Origin of the sequence: Pseudomonas kermanshahensis (assembly GCF_014269205.2) — a bacterium.
GTDB lineage: Bacteria > Pseudomonadota > Gammaproteobacteria > Pseudomonadales > Pseudomonadaceae > Aquipseudomonas > Aquipseudomonas kermanshahensis.
This window is the reverse complement of sequence record NZ_JABWRY020000001.1, coordinates 3,358,943-3,374,260: the sequence shown is the minus strand read 5'-3', so window position 1 is coordinate 3,374,260 and position 15,318 is coordinate 3,358,943. Positions and strand designations below refer to the sequence as shown.

At 63.9% G+C, this 15,318-nt stretch carries 10 protein-coding genes; all 10 read left to right on the top strand.

All coding sequences use genetic code 11. The annotated features are described in order from the left end of the window. A complete protein-coding gene (betA, locus tag HU764_RS15300) occupies positions 1-1,686 on the top strand; it encodes a choline dehydrogenase (RefSeq protein WP_186703413.1) in 1,686 nt (561 codons plus the stop codon). A gap of 454 nt (positions 1,687-2,140) precedes the next feature. Beyond that, a complete protein-coding gene (gene cycA, locus HU764_RS15295; protein ID WP_186682461.1) occupies positions 2,141-3,565 on the top strand; it encodes a D-serine/D-alanine/glycine transporter in 1,425 nt (474 codons plus the stop codon). A gap of 82 nt (positions 3,566-3,647) precedes the next feature. After that, positions 3,648-5,177, top strand: coding sequence for a sigma-54-dependent transcriptional regulator (locus HU764_RS15290; protein ID WP_027596339.1), 1,530 nt, complete (start codon positions 3,648-3,650; stop codon positions 5,175-5,177). Between the two features lie 260 nt (positions 5,178-5,437). Then, positions 5,438-5,815 (top strand): glycine cleavage system protein GcvH, encoded by a 378-nt coding sequence (gene gcvH / locus HU764_RS15285; protein ID WP_027596340.1) that lies wholly within the window; start codon positions 5,438-5,440, stop codon positions 5,813-5,815. Between the two features lie 14 nt (positions 5,816-5,829). After that, positions 5,830-8,700, top strand: a complete 2,871-nt coding sequence (gcvP, locus tag HU764_RS15280; RefSeq protein ID WP_186703412.1) for an aminomethyl-transferring glycine dehydrogenase — start codon at positions 5,830-5,832, stop codon at positions 8,698-8,700. Between the two features lie 60 nt (positions 8,701-8,760). Beyond that, the gene (gene glyA / locus HU764_RS15275) at positions 8,761-10,017 is read left to right on the top strand and encodes a serine hydroxymethyltransferase (protein WP_186715074.1); all 1,257 of its coding nucleotides are present in this window, start codon (positions 8,761-8,763) and stop codon (positions 10,015-10,017) included. A gap of 21 nt (positions 10,018-10,038) precedes the next feature. Continuing rightward, positions 10,039-11,163, top strand: coding sequence for a glycine cleavage system aminomethyltransferase GcvT (gene gcvT / locus HU764_RS15270; protein ID WP_186682455.1), 1,125 nt, complete (start codon positions 10,039-10,041; stop codon positions 11,161-11,163). Positions 11,164-11,187: 24 nt separating this feature from the next. Next, positions 11,188-12,165, top strand: a complete 978-nt coding sequence (gene lipA, locus HU764_RS15265; RefSeq protein WP_225935661.1) for a lipoyl synthase — start codon at positions 11,188-11,190, stop codon at positions 12,163-12,165. A gap of 284 nt (positions 12,166-12,449) precedes the next feature. After that, positions 12,450-13,715 carry a cystathionine gamma-synthase family protein gene (locus HU764_RS15260; RefSeq protein WP_186682451.1) on the top strand — a complete coding sequence of 422 codons (1,266 nt, stop codon included), beginning with the start codon at positions 12,450-12,452 and terminating at the stop codon, positions 13,713-13,715. Positions 13,716-13,839: 124 nt separating this feature from the next. Continuing rightward, complete coding sequence (locus tag HU764_RS15255; protein WP_186682449.1) at positions 13,840-15,279, top strand: amino acid permease; 1,440 nt, start codon at positions 13,840-13,842, stop codon at positions 15,277-15,279. Positions 15,280-15,318 lie beyond the last annotated feature (39 nt).

The following is a 15,318-nucleotide window of genomic DNA, read 5'->3' as shown; positions in this document are numbered from 1 at the left end:
ATGAAAAAACGATACGACTACATCATCATCGGCGCAGGCTCTGCCGGCTGCGTCCTGGCCAACCGCCTGACCGAAGATGCCGGCACCTCGGTACTGGTGCTGGAGTTCGGCGGCAGTGACCGCAGCGTGCTCATCCAGATGCCCAGTGCGTTCTCGTTGCCGATGAATACCAAGAAGTACAACTGGCGCTACGAGACCGCCGCCGAAGCCCACCTGGACGGCCGCCGATTGCACTGCCCGAGGGGCAAGGTGCTGGGGGGATCGTCCTCGATCAACGGGCTGGTGTACATCCGTGGCCATGCCTGCGACTTCGATGAATGGGAAAGCCTGGGCGCGAAGCACTGGAGCTACCGCAACTGCCTGCCGTACTTCAAGCGCGCCGAGCATTTCAAGTTTGGTGGCGATGACTACCGCGGCGGCGCAGGGCCGCTGGCCACCAACAACGGCAACAACATGCAGAACCCGCTGTACGGTGCCTGGGTAGAGGCCGGGGCCGAGGCCGGCTACATCAAGACCGCCGACTGCAATGGCTACATGCAGGAAGGCTTCGGCGCCATGCACATGACTGTCAAGGACGGGGTGCGCTGGTCCACCGCCAATGCCTACCTGCGTCCGGCGATGAGCCGGCCGAACCTGACCGTGGTGACTCACGCCATGACGCGCCGCATCCTGCTCGACGGCAAGCGCGCAGTGGGCGTGGAGTACGACGAGGGCGGGCAGACCCACACGGTGCATTGCAACCGCGAGGTGTTGGTATCGTCCGGCCCGATCGGCTCGCCGCACCTGTTGCAGCGCTCGGGTATCGGCCCAGAGGCGGTGCTGAAAAAGGCCGGAATCAAGGTGCTGCACGACCTGCCTGGTGTGGGCGAAAACCTGCAGGACCACTCGGAAATCTACATCCAGTACGCGTGCAAGGAGGCAGTGACCCTCAACGGCAAGATGAGCCTGCTGGGCAAGGCGATGATCGGCCTGCGTTGGCTGCTGTTCAAGGATGGCCTGGGCGCCAGCAACCACTTCGAGGCGGGTGGTTTTATCCGCTCGTCCAAGGGGCTGCGTTGGCCGGATATCCAGTTCCACTTCCTGCCGGCGGCCATGCGCTACGACGGTGACAAACCGTTCAAGGGCCACGGTTTCATGGTGCTGACCGGGCCGAACAAGCCCAAGAGCCGCGGCCATGTGCGGGCCCTGTCGGCCGACCCTTACCAGCACCCGGAAATCCGCTTCAATTACTTGCAAAGCGAGGAGGACCGCGAGGGCTTCCGCCGCTGCGTGCGCCTGACCCGCGAGATCATCGCCCAGCCGGCCATGGACCGCTTCCGCGGCGAGGAGCTGGCACCTGGGCCGCAGGTGCAGACCGATGAGCAGATCGATGCCTTCGTGCGTGCCAACATGGAAAGCACCATGCACCCGTGCGGTTCTTGCCGCATGGGTGAGGACGACATGGCAGTGGTTGATTCGACGCTGCGTGTGCATGGCCTGCAGGGACTGCGGGTAATCGACTCGTCGGTGTTCCCGAGCGAGCCCAACGGCAACCTCAACGCGCCGACCATCATGCTGGCCGAGCGTGCCGCCGACCTGGTGCGCGGGCGTGAGCCGCTGGCACCGGTCGATGTGCCGGTCGGTTTGGTTGACGGGTGGGAAGAACAACAGCGCAGCCGCGCGCCGCGGCGCGAGGTGCGTGCGTGATCAAGCGTGGGTGAGCCTACGCGGTCCCTGTGGGAGCGGGCTTGCCCCGCGAATGGGGCGACTCGGTGGATGGCACCGGCTTTGCCGGTGTTCGCGGGACAAGCCCGCTCCCACAGGGTCGCGGCTGAACCCATGAAATAGAGTTCGTTGTGGGCGCACCGCTTTACCTGGACCGATAGCGCTCCATTGTAGTGATATCGATACAGCACAGGGCAGGGCACGGTATACGACGCTTCGGTGTCGTACACCGCGCCATTACCGCCACTGCCTGGAGTGGCTTCATTACAGCAATAAACGTTAATACCTACATGGACCCCCGTATTTAGCGGGCTCTAGCCTTTGGCATAGTCCTTGCTCTTTCCCTTGCGTTCGGCCGGCTGTTGCAACGCATGTCCGGTTAGAAAGTTGAACTTGTGACGTTATAAAAACAATTAAACTAGCAAGGTAAATAACAATGAAGAACCTGCCGCAGGGTCACTGTCCGCCTGAGGGTGACACCCACGAACTCAAACGTAACCTGTCCAACCGCCATATCCAGTTGATCGCCATCGGCGGCGCCATTGGCACGGGCCTGTTCATGGGCTCTGGCAAGACCATCAGCCTGGCTGGGCCTTCGATCATCTTCGTCTACATGATCATCGGCTTCATGCTGTTTTTCGTCATGCGGGCGATGGGCGAACTGTTGTTGTCCAACTTGCAGTACAAGTCATTCATCGACTTTTCGGCGGACCTGTTAGGCCCGTGGGCGGGGTTCTTTACCGGGTGGACCTACTGGTTCTGTTGGATCGTCACCGGTATTGCCGACGTTATTGCCATTGCCGCCTATTCGCAGTTCTGGTTCCCGGATATTCCCTTGTGGTTACCGGCACTGGCCTGCGTCGGTGTGTTGCTGTCGCTCAACCTGATGACGGTGAAGATGTTCGGTGAACTGGAATTCTGGTTCGCCATGATCAAGATCGTGGCCATCTGCGCCTTGGTCTGCACCGGGGTGTACATGGTGGCGGCAGCCTATCAGTCGCCGACCGGTAACGTCGCCTCGCTGGCCAACCTGTGGAACGACGACGGGATGTTCCCCCACGGCGCCATGGGCTTCTTCGCCGGCTTCCAAATTGCGGTGTTCGCCTTCGTCGGCATCGAACTGGTCGGCACCACTGCGGCCGAAACCAAGAACCCGGAACGCAACCTGCCACGGGCCATCAACTCCATCCCGCTGCGCATCATCGTCTTCTACGTGTTGGCGTTGATTGCCATCATGGCCGTGACCCCGTGGCGAGAAGTGGTGGCCAACAAGAGCCCCTTCGTCGAACTGTTCGTGCTGGCCGGGCTGCCTGCTGCAGCGGGGATCATCAACTTCGTGGTACTGACGTCTGCGGCGTCTTCGGCCAACAGTGGCGTGTTCTCGACCAGCCGCATGCTCTATGGCCTGGCGGTGGAGGGTGATGCACCGGGCCGGTTCAGCGCGTTGTCACGCCGTGCAGTGCCCTCCAACGGCCTGATCTTCTCCTGTATTTGCCTGACCGCTGGCGCCCTGGTGATCTACCTGGTACCGAACATGCTCGACGCGTTCACGCTGATTACCACGGTGTCGGCCCTGCTGTTCATGTTCGTCTGGTCGATCATCCTGCTGTCTTACCTGGCGTACCGCAAACAGCGTGACCACCTGCACCGTGCGTCGAAATACAAGATGCCGGGCGGCACGATCATGTGCTGGGTCTGCTTGGCGTTCTTCGCTTTCATCCTCGGCCTGCTGGCCCTGGAGGCGGACACCCGCATGGCGTTGTTCGCTGTGCCTGTGTGGTTTGCCGTGCTGGGCCTGTCCTACCGGTCCATTCGCCAGAAAAAACAGGAGCACGCCGCGTTGTCGCTCGAAGCGGAGTAACCGCCGCCTTCACGTTTTAACCAGGGGGACAGCGCCGGGTGCGCCGTCCCCCTGTTGTCGTTTCGCCAACTAGGGAATCACGATGAGAATCCACGTCACCTTCATCGACCGCGTCGGCATCACCCAGGAAATCCTGGCGCTGCTAGGGGCGCGTAACCTCAACCTGGACGCGGTGGAAATGATCCCGCCCAACGTCTACATCGACGCCCCGGCGCTGTCACAGGCCGTGCTGGACGAGCTCTACGGTGCGCTGTTGCGCGTGGTCGGGGTGCAGGCGGTCGAGTTGGTCGACTTCCTGCCTGGCCACCGCCGGCGCCTGCAACTGGAGGCCCTGCTGGCGTCGATGAGTGACCCGGTGCTGGCGGTCGACCCGGGCGGCCATGTGCTGCTGGCCAACCCCACCCTGGTCAACCTCATTGGCCGCGAGCCGGCCGGCGAGCCGTTGTCGCGCCTGTTTGCTGAGGCCGACTTGGCCCAAACCCTGATCGACAAGGGCTTTCGCCTGCCCATGTGCGAGGTCGGGTTCCAGGGCCAGGCATTGTTGCTGGAAGCCACGCCCATCAGCGGCGGTGCCGATGCCCTGGTGGGCGGCCTGCTTACCCTGTACCCGCCAAGCCGCATCGGCGAGCGCCTGGCGTCGTTGCTGCACGACCACACCGAAGGGCTGGAGGGGCTGCTGGGCGATTCCACGGCGCTGAAGGAGCTCAAGGTGCGCCTGCACAAGGTGGCTGGCCTTGAGGCGCCGCTGCTGATCCAGGGCGAGACGGGCACCGGCAAGGAGTTGGTCGCCCGCGCCTGCCACGCCCTCAGTGCCCGGCGCGATGCGTCGTTCCTGGCCCTCAACTGCGCCGCCTTGCCCGAGAGCCTGGCCGAGAGCGAGCTGTTCGGCTACGCCGCTGGCGCATTCACCGGCGCCCAGCGCGGCGGCAAGCCCGGCCTGCTGGAGCTGGGCGATGGCGGCACGGTGTTTCTCGATGAAGTGGGGGAGATGTCGCCTTACCTGCAGGCCAAGCTGTTGCGCTTTCTCAATGACGGCAGCTTCCGCCGCGTCGGCGGTGGCGGTGAAGTGCGGGTGAATGTGCGGGTGGTCTGTGCCACTCACCGCAACCTCGAAAGCATGGTGGTCGAAGGCAGCTTTCGCGAAGACCTGTACTACCGCCTCAATGTGCTCAACCTCAAGGTGCCGCCCTTGCGCGAGCGAGGCAAGGACATCCTGCTGCTGGCCGAGTACTTCCTGCGCCAGGCCTGCGCGCAGATACAGCGCTCGCCCTGCCGGTTGGCGCTGGCGACCCATCCGCTGCTGCTGGGCAACCGCTGGGCGGGTAACGTGCGCCAGTTGCAGAACGTGATTTTCCGCGCCGCGGCCATCAGCGAAGGGGAGGTGATCGACTGCGACGACCTGGAGTTGGCCGGCACCGCCTTGAGCAGCCAGCAGGCCGACGTACACGAAATCATCAGCCTGGAAGCGGCCGTGCAGGGGTTTGAAAAATCCCTGCTGGAAAAGCTCTATGCAACCTATCCCTCGACCCGGCAACTGGCCGCACGCTTGCAGACGTCGCACACGGCCATCGGCCAGCGCTTGCGCAAATACGGCATTGCCACCCGGGCGTAGCGCCGTGGTGCCAATACGTTCCATTGGAGTGATTGCACTCCAGTTCGGCGAGGTCCCCGCGTTCATTGGCACGCCCCGGCACGCAGGCCTGCCGGGGCGATGCACTGGAGCTTATTCGTTCCATCTGGGCCGACTGGATTGGCGCCGGTTTGTATCTCAAGCCATTGAAATAAAAGAATTTAATCAAGTTGGCATCGCCCTTGCTCTTGTAGTTATCAGTCCTGTACCGGGACCTACCTGATAACAAGAGAGGAAGATCCATGAGCATGCTGCGTTTTACCCCCGAACACGAATGGCTGCGTCTGGAAGCGACTGGCGAACTGACCGTCGGCATCACCACCTATGCCCAGGAGGCGCTGGGGGACGTGGTGTTCGTGCAGTTGCCAGAGCCGGGCGAGTACGGCGAGGGCAATGAAGTCGCAGTGCTGGAGTCGGTGAAGGCCGCCAGCAACATCAGCATGCCCCTGAACGGTACGGTGGTGGCGGTCAACCAGGCCCTGGCCGACGACCCGGAACTGGTCAATGCCTCGCCGATGCAGGATGGCTGGTTCTTCCGTATCCAGGTGGCCAACCTCGCCGACCTCGACACCTTGATGGACCAGGACGGCTACGACCGCTTCCTGGCCGACAACGCCTGAGCCAGGGTATCGACATGCACAACGCACCGTTTCCATTGACCACGGATAATGAGTTCATCGCCCGCCACATCGGCCCGCGTGAGCACGATATCGAGGCGATGCTGGCGCTGACCGGCCATGGCTCCCTGCAGGCCCTGGTCGACAGCGTCATCCCAGGTAGCATCAAAGGCACCAGCGTGCTTGAACTGAGCAAAGGGCAGGGCGAGGCCGAGGCCCTGGCTGCGCTCAAGGCCATCGCCGCGAAGAACCAGCTGTTTCGCAACCATATCGGCCAAGGCTACTACCCGTGCCACACGCCGACGCCGATCTTGCGCAACCTGCTGGAAAACCCAGCCTGGTACACCGCCTACACGCCGTATCAACCAGAGATTTCCCAAGGCCGCCTGGAAGCACTGCTCAATTTCCAGACCTTGGTCTGCGACCTCACCGGCATGCAGATCGCCAACGCCTCCTTGCTCGACGAGGCCACCGCTGCGGCCGAAGCCATGACCTTCTGCAAGCGCCTGGCAAAGAGCAAGGCACCGGCCTTTTTCGCCTCCCGCCACTGCCACCCGCAAACCCTCGACGTGCTGCGCACCCGTGCCCAGCCGCTGGGTATCGAGGTGGTCATCGGTGATGAAGCGGCACTGGAAGGCCAGGGCCTTGAGGCCTACTTCGGCCTGTTGCTGCAGTACCCGGCCAGCACTGGCGCTATCGCCGACCACGGCGCCCTGGTGCAACGCGCCCATGCCGTCGGCGCTTTGGTGGCGGTGGCCGCGGACCTGCTGGCGCTGACCCTGCTGACCCCGCCGGGCGAGTTCGATGCCGATGTGGTGCTGGGCAGCGCCCAGCGCTTTGGCGTGCCGCTGGGCTTTGGCGGCCCGCACGCGGCGTACTTCGCCACGCGCGATGCGTTCAAACGCGACATGCCCGGCCGCCTGGTCGGTGTCTCCATCGACCGCTTTGGCAAGCCGGCGCTGCGCCTGGCCATGCAGACCCGCGAGCAACACATCCGCCGCGAGAAAGCGACCAGCAACATCTGCACCGCGCAGGTGCTGCTGGCCAACATCGCCAGCATGTACGCGGTGTACCACGGCCCTCAAGGCCTGGCGCAGATCGCCCAGCGTGTGCACCGGTTAACGGCAGTGCTGGTGCAAGGGCTGCTGCAGCTCGGGCACGCAGTGGAGCAAGCGCACTTCTTCGATACCGTCAGCGTGGTCACTGCCAGGCCTGCGGCCGATGTGCTGGCCGCCGCCCAAGGGGCCGGCCTGAACCTGCGCCCGATCGACGCCCAGCGGGTCGGCCTGTCACTGGATGAAACCTGCGAGCAGGCCAGTGTCGAGGCCTTGTGGCAGGTGTTCGCCGCCCCGGGCCAGTCGCTTCCGGCCTTCGTCGCCCTGGCAGAGGGCTGTGGCGATTGCTTGCCAGTGCAGCTGCTGCGCGAAACCCCGTTCCTGCAGCACCCGGTGTTCAACCGCTACCATTCTGAAACAGCACTGATGCGCTACCTGCGCAGCTTGGCCGACAAGGACCTGGCGCTGGACCGCACCATGATCGCGCTGGGCTCGTGCACCATGAAGCTCAACGCCGCCAGCGAGATGATCCCGATCACCTGGCCCGAGTTCGCCAACCTGCACCCGTTCGCCCCGGCCGAACAGTCGCTCGGCTATCGGCAACTGACGGACGAACTGCAGGCGATGCTCTGCGAGGCCACCGGTTATGACGCGATGTCGTTGCAGCCCAACGCCGGCTCGCAAGGGGAATACGCAGGCCTGCTGGCCATCCGCGCCTACCACGCCAGCCGTGGCGAAGCGGGCCGTGATGTTTGCCTGATCCCGTCGTCCGCCCACGGCACCAACCCGGCCACGGCGCAGATGGCCGGCCTGCGCGTGGTGGTGGTCAATTGCGATGAGCGCGGCAACGTCGATGTGGCCGACCTGCAAGCCAAGGCCGAGCAGCACCGGGCGCAACTGGCCGCGCTGATGATCACCTATCCCTCGACCCACGGCGTGTTCGAAGAGGGCATCACCCGCATCTGCGACATCATCCATGCGCACGGCGGCCAGGTGTACCTGGACGGTGCCAACATGAACGCCATGGTCGGTCTCTGCGCCCCGGGCAAGTTCGGCGGCGACGTGTCGCACCTCAACCTGCACAAAACCTTCTGCATCCCCCACGGCGGTGGTGGCCCCGGTGTCGGCCCGATCGGGGTCAAGGCGCACCTGGCGCCGTTCCTGCCTGGCCACGCGCACCTGGAACATAAACAAGGTGCCGTCTGCGCAGCGCCTTATGGCAGTGCGAGCATCCTGCCGATTACCTGGATGTACATCCGCATGATGGGTGGCGAAGGGCTCAAGCGTGCCTCGCAGCTGGCGATTTTGAGTGCCAACTACATTGCCCGGCGCCTGGAGGAGTACTACCCGGTGCTGTACACCGGCGAGAACGGCCTGGTCGCCCACGAGTGCATCCTCGACCTGCGCCCGCTCAAGGACAGCAGCGGCATCAGCGTCGAGGACGTGGCCAAGCGCCTGATCGATTTCGGCTTCCATGCCCCGACCATGTCGTTCCCGGTGGCTGGCACGCTGATGGTCGAGCCGACCGAGAGCGAGTCCAAGGAAGAGCTGGACCGCTTCTGCGAGGCGATGATCTGCATCCGCGAGGAAATCCGCGCCGTGGAAAATGGCACCTTCGACGCGCTCGACAACCCGCTGAAAAACGCCCCACACACCGCCAGCGAACTGGTGGGCGAATGGCCCCATCGCTACGGCCGGGAGCTGGCGGTGTACCCGTTGCAAACGCTGCGCGAGAACAAGTACTGGCCGCCGGTGGGGCGCGTGGACAACGTCTACGGTGACCGCAACCTGGCCTGTGCCTGCCCGCCCATGTCGGTCTACCAAGACGCCTGACTGCCCATGCCCGGACCCCGTCCGGGCCTTGCCTGCCCCCAACAATAAGGAAGCACCCACATGTTCCATAAAAGCCTCACCCTGTCCGACTTCGACCCTGCGCTGCAGGAGGCCATCAGCCGCGAAGTACAACGCCAGGAAGACCACATCGAGCTGATCGCCTCGGAAAACTACACCAGCCCGCAAGTGATGCAGGCCCAGGGCACTGAGCTGACCAACAAGTACGCCGAAGGCTACCCAGGCAAGCGTTACTACGGGGGGTGTGAGCATGTCGATGTGGTTGAACAGTTGGCCATCGAGCGCGCCAAGCAGCTGTTCGGTGCTGACTACGCCAACGTCCAGCCGCACTCCGGCTCTTCCGCCAACGGCGCGGTGTACCTGGCCCTGCTGCAGGCCGGTGACACCCTCCTGGGCATGAGCCTGGCCCACGGCGGCCACCTGACCCACGGCGCCAAAGTGTCGTCCTCGGGCAAGCTGTACAACGCGGTTCAATACGGCATCGACACCAAGACCGGCCTGATCGACTACGACGAAGTCGAGCGCCTGGCGGTCGAGCACACGCCGAAAATGATCGTCGCCGGCTTCTCGGCCTACTCCAAGACCCTCGACTTCCCACGCTTCCGCGCCATCGCCGACAAGGTCGGTGCGCTGCTGTTCGTCGACATGGCCCACGTTGCCGGCCTGGTTGCTGCGGGCCTGTACCCGAACCCGATCCCGTTCGCCGACGTGGTCACCACCACCACCCACAAGACCCTGCGCGGCCCACGTGGCGGTTTGATCCTGGCCAAGTCCAACCCAGAGATCGAGAAGAAGCTCAACGCTGCCGTGTTCCCCGGCGCCCAGGGTGGCCCGCTGATGCACGTCATCGCCGCCAAGGCCGTGTGCTTCAAGGAAGCGCTGGAGCCAGGCTTCAAGGCCTACCAGCAACAAGTGATCGAAAACGCCCAGGCCATGGCCCAGGTGTTCATCGACCGCGGTTACGACGTGGTTTCCGGCGGCACTGACAACCACCTGTTCCTGGTCAGCCTGATCCGCCAGGGCCTCACCGGTAAAGATGCCGACGCCGCCTTGAGCCGCGCGCACATCACCGTCAACAAAAACGCCGTGCCCAACGACCCGCAGTCGCCGTTCGTGACCTCGGGCCTGCGTATCGGCACCCCGGCGGTCACCACCCGTGGCTTCAAGGTGGCCGAATGCGTGGCCCTGGCCGGCTGGGTCTGCGACATCCTCGACCACCTTGGCGATGCCGATGTCGAGGCCCAAGTTGCCGCGTCGGTGGCCAGGCTGTGCGCGGAATATCCGGTCTATCGCGCCTGAATCGACTACGGGGAATCGTTCATGTCCACAGAACAACTCAAACAAACGCCACTGCATGACCTGCACCTGAAACTCGGCGCGCGCATGGTGCCCTTTGCCGGCTACGCCATGCCGGTGCAATACCCGCTGGGGGTGCTCAAGGAGCACCTGCATACCCGTGAGCAGGCCGGCCTGTTCGACGTTTCGCACATGGGGCAGATTCGCCTGCGCGGCGCCGGCGCTGCCAAGGCACTGGAGGCGCTGGTGCCGGTCGACATCCTCGACCTGCCGGTGGGCATGCAGCGTTATGCGCTGTTCACCAACGACGACGGCGGCATCCTCGACGACCTGATGGTGGCCAACCTGGGCGGTGGCGAACTGTTGCTGGTGGTCAACGCTGGCTGCAAGGACCAGGACCTGCTGCACCTCAAGCAGCATCTGGAAGGGCAGTGCGAGGTCGAATCGCTGTTCGAAAGCCACGCCTTGCTGGCCCTGCAGGGGCCTGCGGCGGCCAAGGTGCTGGGCCGCCTGGCGTCCCAGGTCGGCGCCATGACCTTCATGCAGTTCGCCCGTGTGAAGCTGCTGGGTGTTGACTGCTACGTCAGCCGCTCGGGTTATACCGGTGAGGATGGCTTCGAGATCTCGGTGCCGGCCGAGGCGGCGGCAATGCTCGCCCGCACGCTGCTGGCCGAGCCCGAGGTCGAGGCCATCGGCCTGGGTGCCCGCGATTCGCTGCGCCTGGAGGCCGGGCTGTGCCTATACGGCCATGACATGGATGCGCGCAGCACACCGATCGAGGCCAGCCTGACCTGGGCGATATCCAAGGCTCGACGTGCCGAGGGCGTGCGGGCCGGCGGTTTTCCGGGGGCCGAACGCCTCTTTGCCCAGCAACGCGAGGGCGTGGCCAGTAAACGGGTGGGCCTGATGCCCAAAGCGCGTGTACCGGTGCGCGAAGGGGCGCTGATCGTCGATGCCAACGACCAGGAAATCGGCCGTGTCACCAGCGGCGGTTTCGGCCCCAGCCTGGGCGGGCCGTTGGCGATGGGGTACGTGCACAGTGCGCACGCAGCGTTGGAAACCGAAGTCTTCGCCTTGGTGCGAGGCAAGCGGGTGCCGATGCAGGTGGTACGCACACCCTTTGTGGCTCAACGTTATTACCGTGGCTGAAGCCTTGATTGCCGGAGCATGAACATGAACCAGACCCTGCCTGCCGCCACGCGCCCGCAGCCCCTGCAAACCGGTGTGAAACTGCGCGGCGCCGACAAGGTGGCGCGCATCCCGGTGAAGATCCTGCCCACCGAGGAGGTGCCGCGCAAACCTGACTGGATTCGCGTGGGCATTGCCACGTCACCCGAGGTCGCACGGGTCAAGGCGCTGCTGCGCAAGCACAAGCTGCACAGTGTTTGCGAAGAAGCCTCATGCCCGAACCTGGGCGAGTGCTTCTCCGGTGGCACGGCGACCTTCATGATCATGGGTGACATCTGCACCCGCCGTTGCCCATTCTGCGACGTCGGCCACGGGCGGCCGAAACCGCTGGATGCCGATGAGCCGAAGAACCTGGCGATTGCCATTGCCGACCTGCGCCTGAAGTACGTGGTGATCACCTCGGTGGACCGCGATGACCTGCGCGACGGCGGCGCCCAGCACTTCGTCGACTGCCTGCGTGAAATCCGCACGCTGTCGCCGGGCGTCAAGCTGGAAACCCTGGTGCCGGACTACCGCGGGCGCATGGACGTGGCCCTGGCCATCACCGCGCAGGAGCCGCCGGACGTGTTCAACCACAACCTGGAAACCGTGCCGCGCCTGTACAAGGCGGCACGGCCGGGCTCGGACTTCGAGTGGTCGCTGGACCTGCTGGAGAATTTCAAACGCCGTGTGCCCAGCGTACCGACCAAATCCGGGCTGATGCTGGGTCTGGGTGAAACCGATGAAGAAGTGATCGAGGTGATGCAGCGCATGCGCGAGCACCAGGTCGACATGCTGACCCTGGGGCAATACCTGCAACCGTCGCGCAGCCACCTGCCGGTGCAGCGCTTCGTGCACCCGGACACCTTCGCCTGGTTTGCCGAACAGGCCTTGGCGATGGGCTTCAAGAACGTGGCGTCCGGGCCGCTGGTGCGTTCCTCCTACCATGCCGACCAGCAAGCGCTGCAGGCTCATGTGCAATAGCGCTGCGCCCCCAATCTGTGTAGGAGCAGCCTTGCGCTGCGAAGAGGCCGGTGAAAACACAACAATGTTCGTTGCTATCACTGGCCTCTTCGCAGCACAAGGCTGCTCCTACCGGGTAATGCGTAAAACCCGGATGGCATGCCCGGCTCAGGCGGCTTGGTAAGCCATTAAAATAAGCGCCCCTTAGGGCCCAATTGCATCGTTTTTCATGGGCGCAGGTGCGCTCTATAGTCCTCGCAGACCAGTCGAAACACCGCCGTGTTTCATCGATGCGAGACAATGACATGAATAACCAAGCAAAGGTCGCTAACGGCGTGCAGCCGGGTATCGGGACGCGGGTGGTGTGGGAGGGGGAACACGTCGAGCACCCCTTCAATGCCACCCAAACCCCGATCATCGCCAGTGCCGCCTACGGCTACCAGGATATCGACGCCTGGTACGACATTGCGCTGGGCAAGCAGCCGGGCTTCATCTACAGCCGCATGAGCAACCCGACGGTTGCGGTCCTCGAGGACAAGCTCTGTGCACTGGAACACGCCGAGTCGGCCGTGGCCTTCAGCACCGGTATGGCGGCCATCAGCGGTGTGCTGCATACCTTCCTGTGCAATGGCAAACGCGTGGTCTCGACCCGCGACAGCTACGGCGGCACCAACAAGATTTTCGAAGAATTCCTCCCCCGTCAGGGCGTCGAGGTGACGCTGTGCGACACCCTCGACACCGACGCCATGGAGCGTCAAATCGCCCAGGGTTGCGATGTGGTCTACCTGGAGACCCCGAGCAATCCGACGCTGAAAATCCTCGACATCCGCCGCTTGGTGGCTGCAGCAAAGCGTGTGGGTGCCTTGGTCGTTGCCGACAACACCTTCGCCACGCCACTGAACCAGAACCCGCTGCTGCTGGGCGTCGATGTGGTGGTGCACAGTGCGACCAAGTTCCTTTCCGGCCATGGCGATGTGTTGGGCGGGGTGGTCTGCGGCAGCGAAGCCTTGATGGCGCAGGTGCGTCACTACCGCGAAATCAACGGCGCTTCGCTGGACCCGTTTTCCGCGTACCTGATCATTCGCGGCATCAAGACCCTGGCGCTGCGTCTGCGCCAGCAGCAGGCCAGCGCCCAGGCTCTGGCTGAGTACCTGTGCAGCGAGCCGTTGGTCGAGTCGGTCAACTACCCCGGGTTGCCTGGGCACCCAGGCCACGCGATCGCCAGTGCGCAGATGCGCGGCTTTGGCGCCATCGTCAGTTTCGTGCTGGTGGGCGGGATGGGCACTGTCGTCAAGTTGCTGCCCAAGCTGCGCTACGCCCACCGCGCCGGCAACCTGGGTGCAGTGGAAACCATCTACGGGCCGGCACGGACAACCAGCCACGTGGAAAACACCCTGGAAGAGCGCCAGGCACTGGGCATCTCAGAAGGCCTGGTGCGGGTGTCGGTCGGCATCGAGGATACCGCCGACCTGCTGGAAGACCTGCGCCAGGCGTTCACCGCTGTGCAGGTCGAACGCGCGCAGGGGCAGGGCAGCGACACCTGTGGCCGGCACGTCGAAGTGTCCACCTGAGGCGTCGGGCACGCCCTTCATGATTCATGAAAGCCATAACAATAACAGCCGCTGACACAGCGACGGTGGCGGCCTCAGGGTCGCCTGCCGGCTGCTGTGCCAGCCACTTCATGAGAACTCAACTATGTCCACCGAACACTCAAACGCGGCGTCGGGCCACCCGGCCGGGTACAAGAAAGAGATGCACACGCGCCATATCGTCATGCTGGCGCTGGGCGGCGTGATCGGCACTGGCCTGTTTCTGACGTCAGGCTACACGGTCAACCAGGCCGGGCCCTTGGGCGCGGTCATCGCCTATATCGTCGGCGCGGTCATGGTCTACCTGGTGATGGTCTGCCTGGGTGAACTGGCGGTGCAGATGCCCGAAACCGGCTCGTTCAGCAGTTATGCAACCCGCTATTTGGGGCCTGGCACCGGGTACACGGTGGCCTGGCTGTACTGGTTGACCTGGACGGTAGCGATCGGCTCGGAGTTCACCGCGGCGGGTATCCTGATGGTGCGCTGGTTCCCCGACACGCCGGTGTGGATCTGGAGCGCGTTGTTCGCGATCACGGTACTGGTCAGCAACGTGGTGTCGGTACGCCTGTTTGCCGAAACCGAATTCTGGCTGTCGCTGGTCAAGGTGCTGACGGTGATCGCCTTCATCGCCATCGGCGGGGCGGCGATTTTTGGCCTGCTCGATGTGCAGCACGTGCAGGGCATCGGGCTGTCCAACTTCACCCGCGAAGGCTTGTTCCCGACCGGCTTGCTGCCGATCGCAATGACGTTGCTGGCGGTGTCGTTCGCCTTCTCCGGCACCGAACTCATCGGCATTGCCGCCGGTGAGGCAAAAGACCCACAGGACAGCGTGCCCAAGGCGATACGTACTACGGTAGTACGATTGGCGTTGTTCTTCGTCGGCACCATCATTGTCCTGGCCACCTTGCTGCCGCGTGAACAGGCAGGCCTGGTCGAAAGCCCGTTCGTCATGGTCTTCGACCTGATCGGTATTCCGTACTCGGCAGACATCATGAACTTCGTGATCCTCACCGCGCTGCTGTCGGCCGCAAACTCCGGGTTGTACGCGGCCTCGCGGATGCTGTGGACGCTCAGTGACCAGGGCCATATGCCCAAGTGCTTCGCCCGCCTGTCGCCACGCGGCACGCCGGTCAACGCCATCATGCTGAGCATGGCCGGCGCCGCGGCGTCGTTGCTCAGCAGCGTGCTGGCGCCAGACACGGTGTACTTGGCGCTGGTGTCGATTTCCGGCCTGGCGGTGGTGGTGGTGTGGATGAGCATCGCCGCCAGCCAGATCGCCTTCCGCCGACACTATGTGGCCAATGGTGGCCGGGTCGAAGACCTGCACTTCAGGGTGCGCGGCTACCCGTGGGTGCCGCTGGGCGCGATTGCCTGTTGCGTGCTGGCGTGTGTCGGCATTGCCTTCGACCCGGAGCAGCGCGTTGCCCTGTATTTCGGCATCCCGTTCATTGCCTGGTGCTACTTCGTCTACTGGGTGACCCGCAACAAACGTGCACAGCGCCTGGCGGCTGCGGCATCGGCAGGCGCGGGTGTTGGCGCGACCTGAACAAACCGGTTCATGATGCACAGATTCAACGGTGAACGA

Bases quoted from the DNA above. Each gene is read 5' to 3' on its own strand.
- betA (WP_186703413.1), top strand. From the start codon at position 1: ATGAAAAAACGATACGACTACATCATCATCGGCGCAGGCTCTGCCGGC.
- cycA (WP_186682461.1), top strand. From the start codon at position 2,141: ATGAAGAACCTGCCGCAGGGTCACTGTCCGCCTGAGGGTGACACCCAC.
- HU764_RS15290 (WP_027596339.1), top strand. From the start codon at position 3,648: ATGAGAATCCACGTCACCTTCATCGACCGCGTCGGCATCACCCAGGAA.
- gcvH (WP_027596340.1), top strand. From the start codon at position 5,438: ATGAGCATGCTGCGTTTTACCCCCGAACACGAATGGCTGCGTCTGGAA.
- gcvP (WP_186703412.1), top strand. From the start codon at position 5,830: ATGCACAACGCACCGTTTCCATTGACCACGGATAATGAGTTCATCGCC.
- glyA (WP_186715074.1), top strand. From the start codon at position 8,761: ATGTTCCATAAAAGCCTCACCCTGTCCGACTTCGACCCTGCGCTGCAG.
- gcvT (WP_186682455.1), top strand. From the start codon at position 10,039: ATGTCCACAGAACAACTCAAACAAACGCCACTGCATGACCTGCACCTG.
- lipA (WP_225935661.1), top strand. From the start codon at position 11,188: ATGAACCAGACCCTGCCTGCCGCCACGCGCCCGCAGCCCCTGCAAACC.
- HU764_RS15260 (WP_186682451.1), top strand. From the start codon at position 12,450: ATGAATAACCAAGCAAAGGTCGCTAACGGCGTGCAGCCGGGTATCGGG.
- HU764_RS15255 (WP_186682449.1), top strand. From the start codon at position 13,840: ATGTCCACCGAACACTCAAACGCGGCGTCGGGCCACCCGGCCGGGTAC.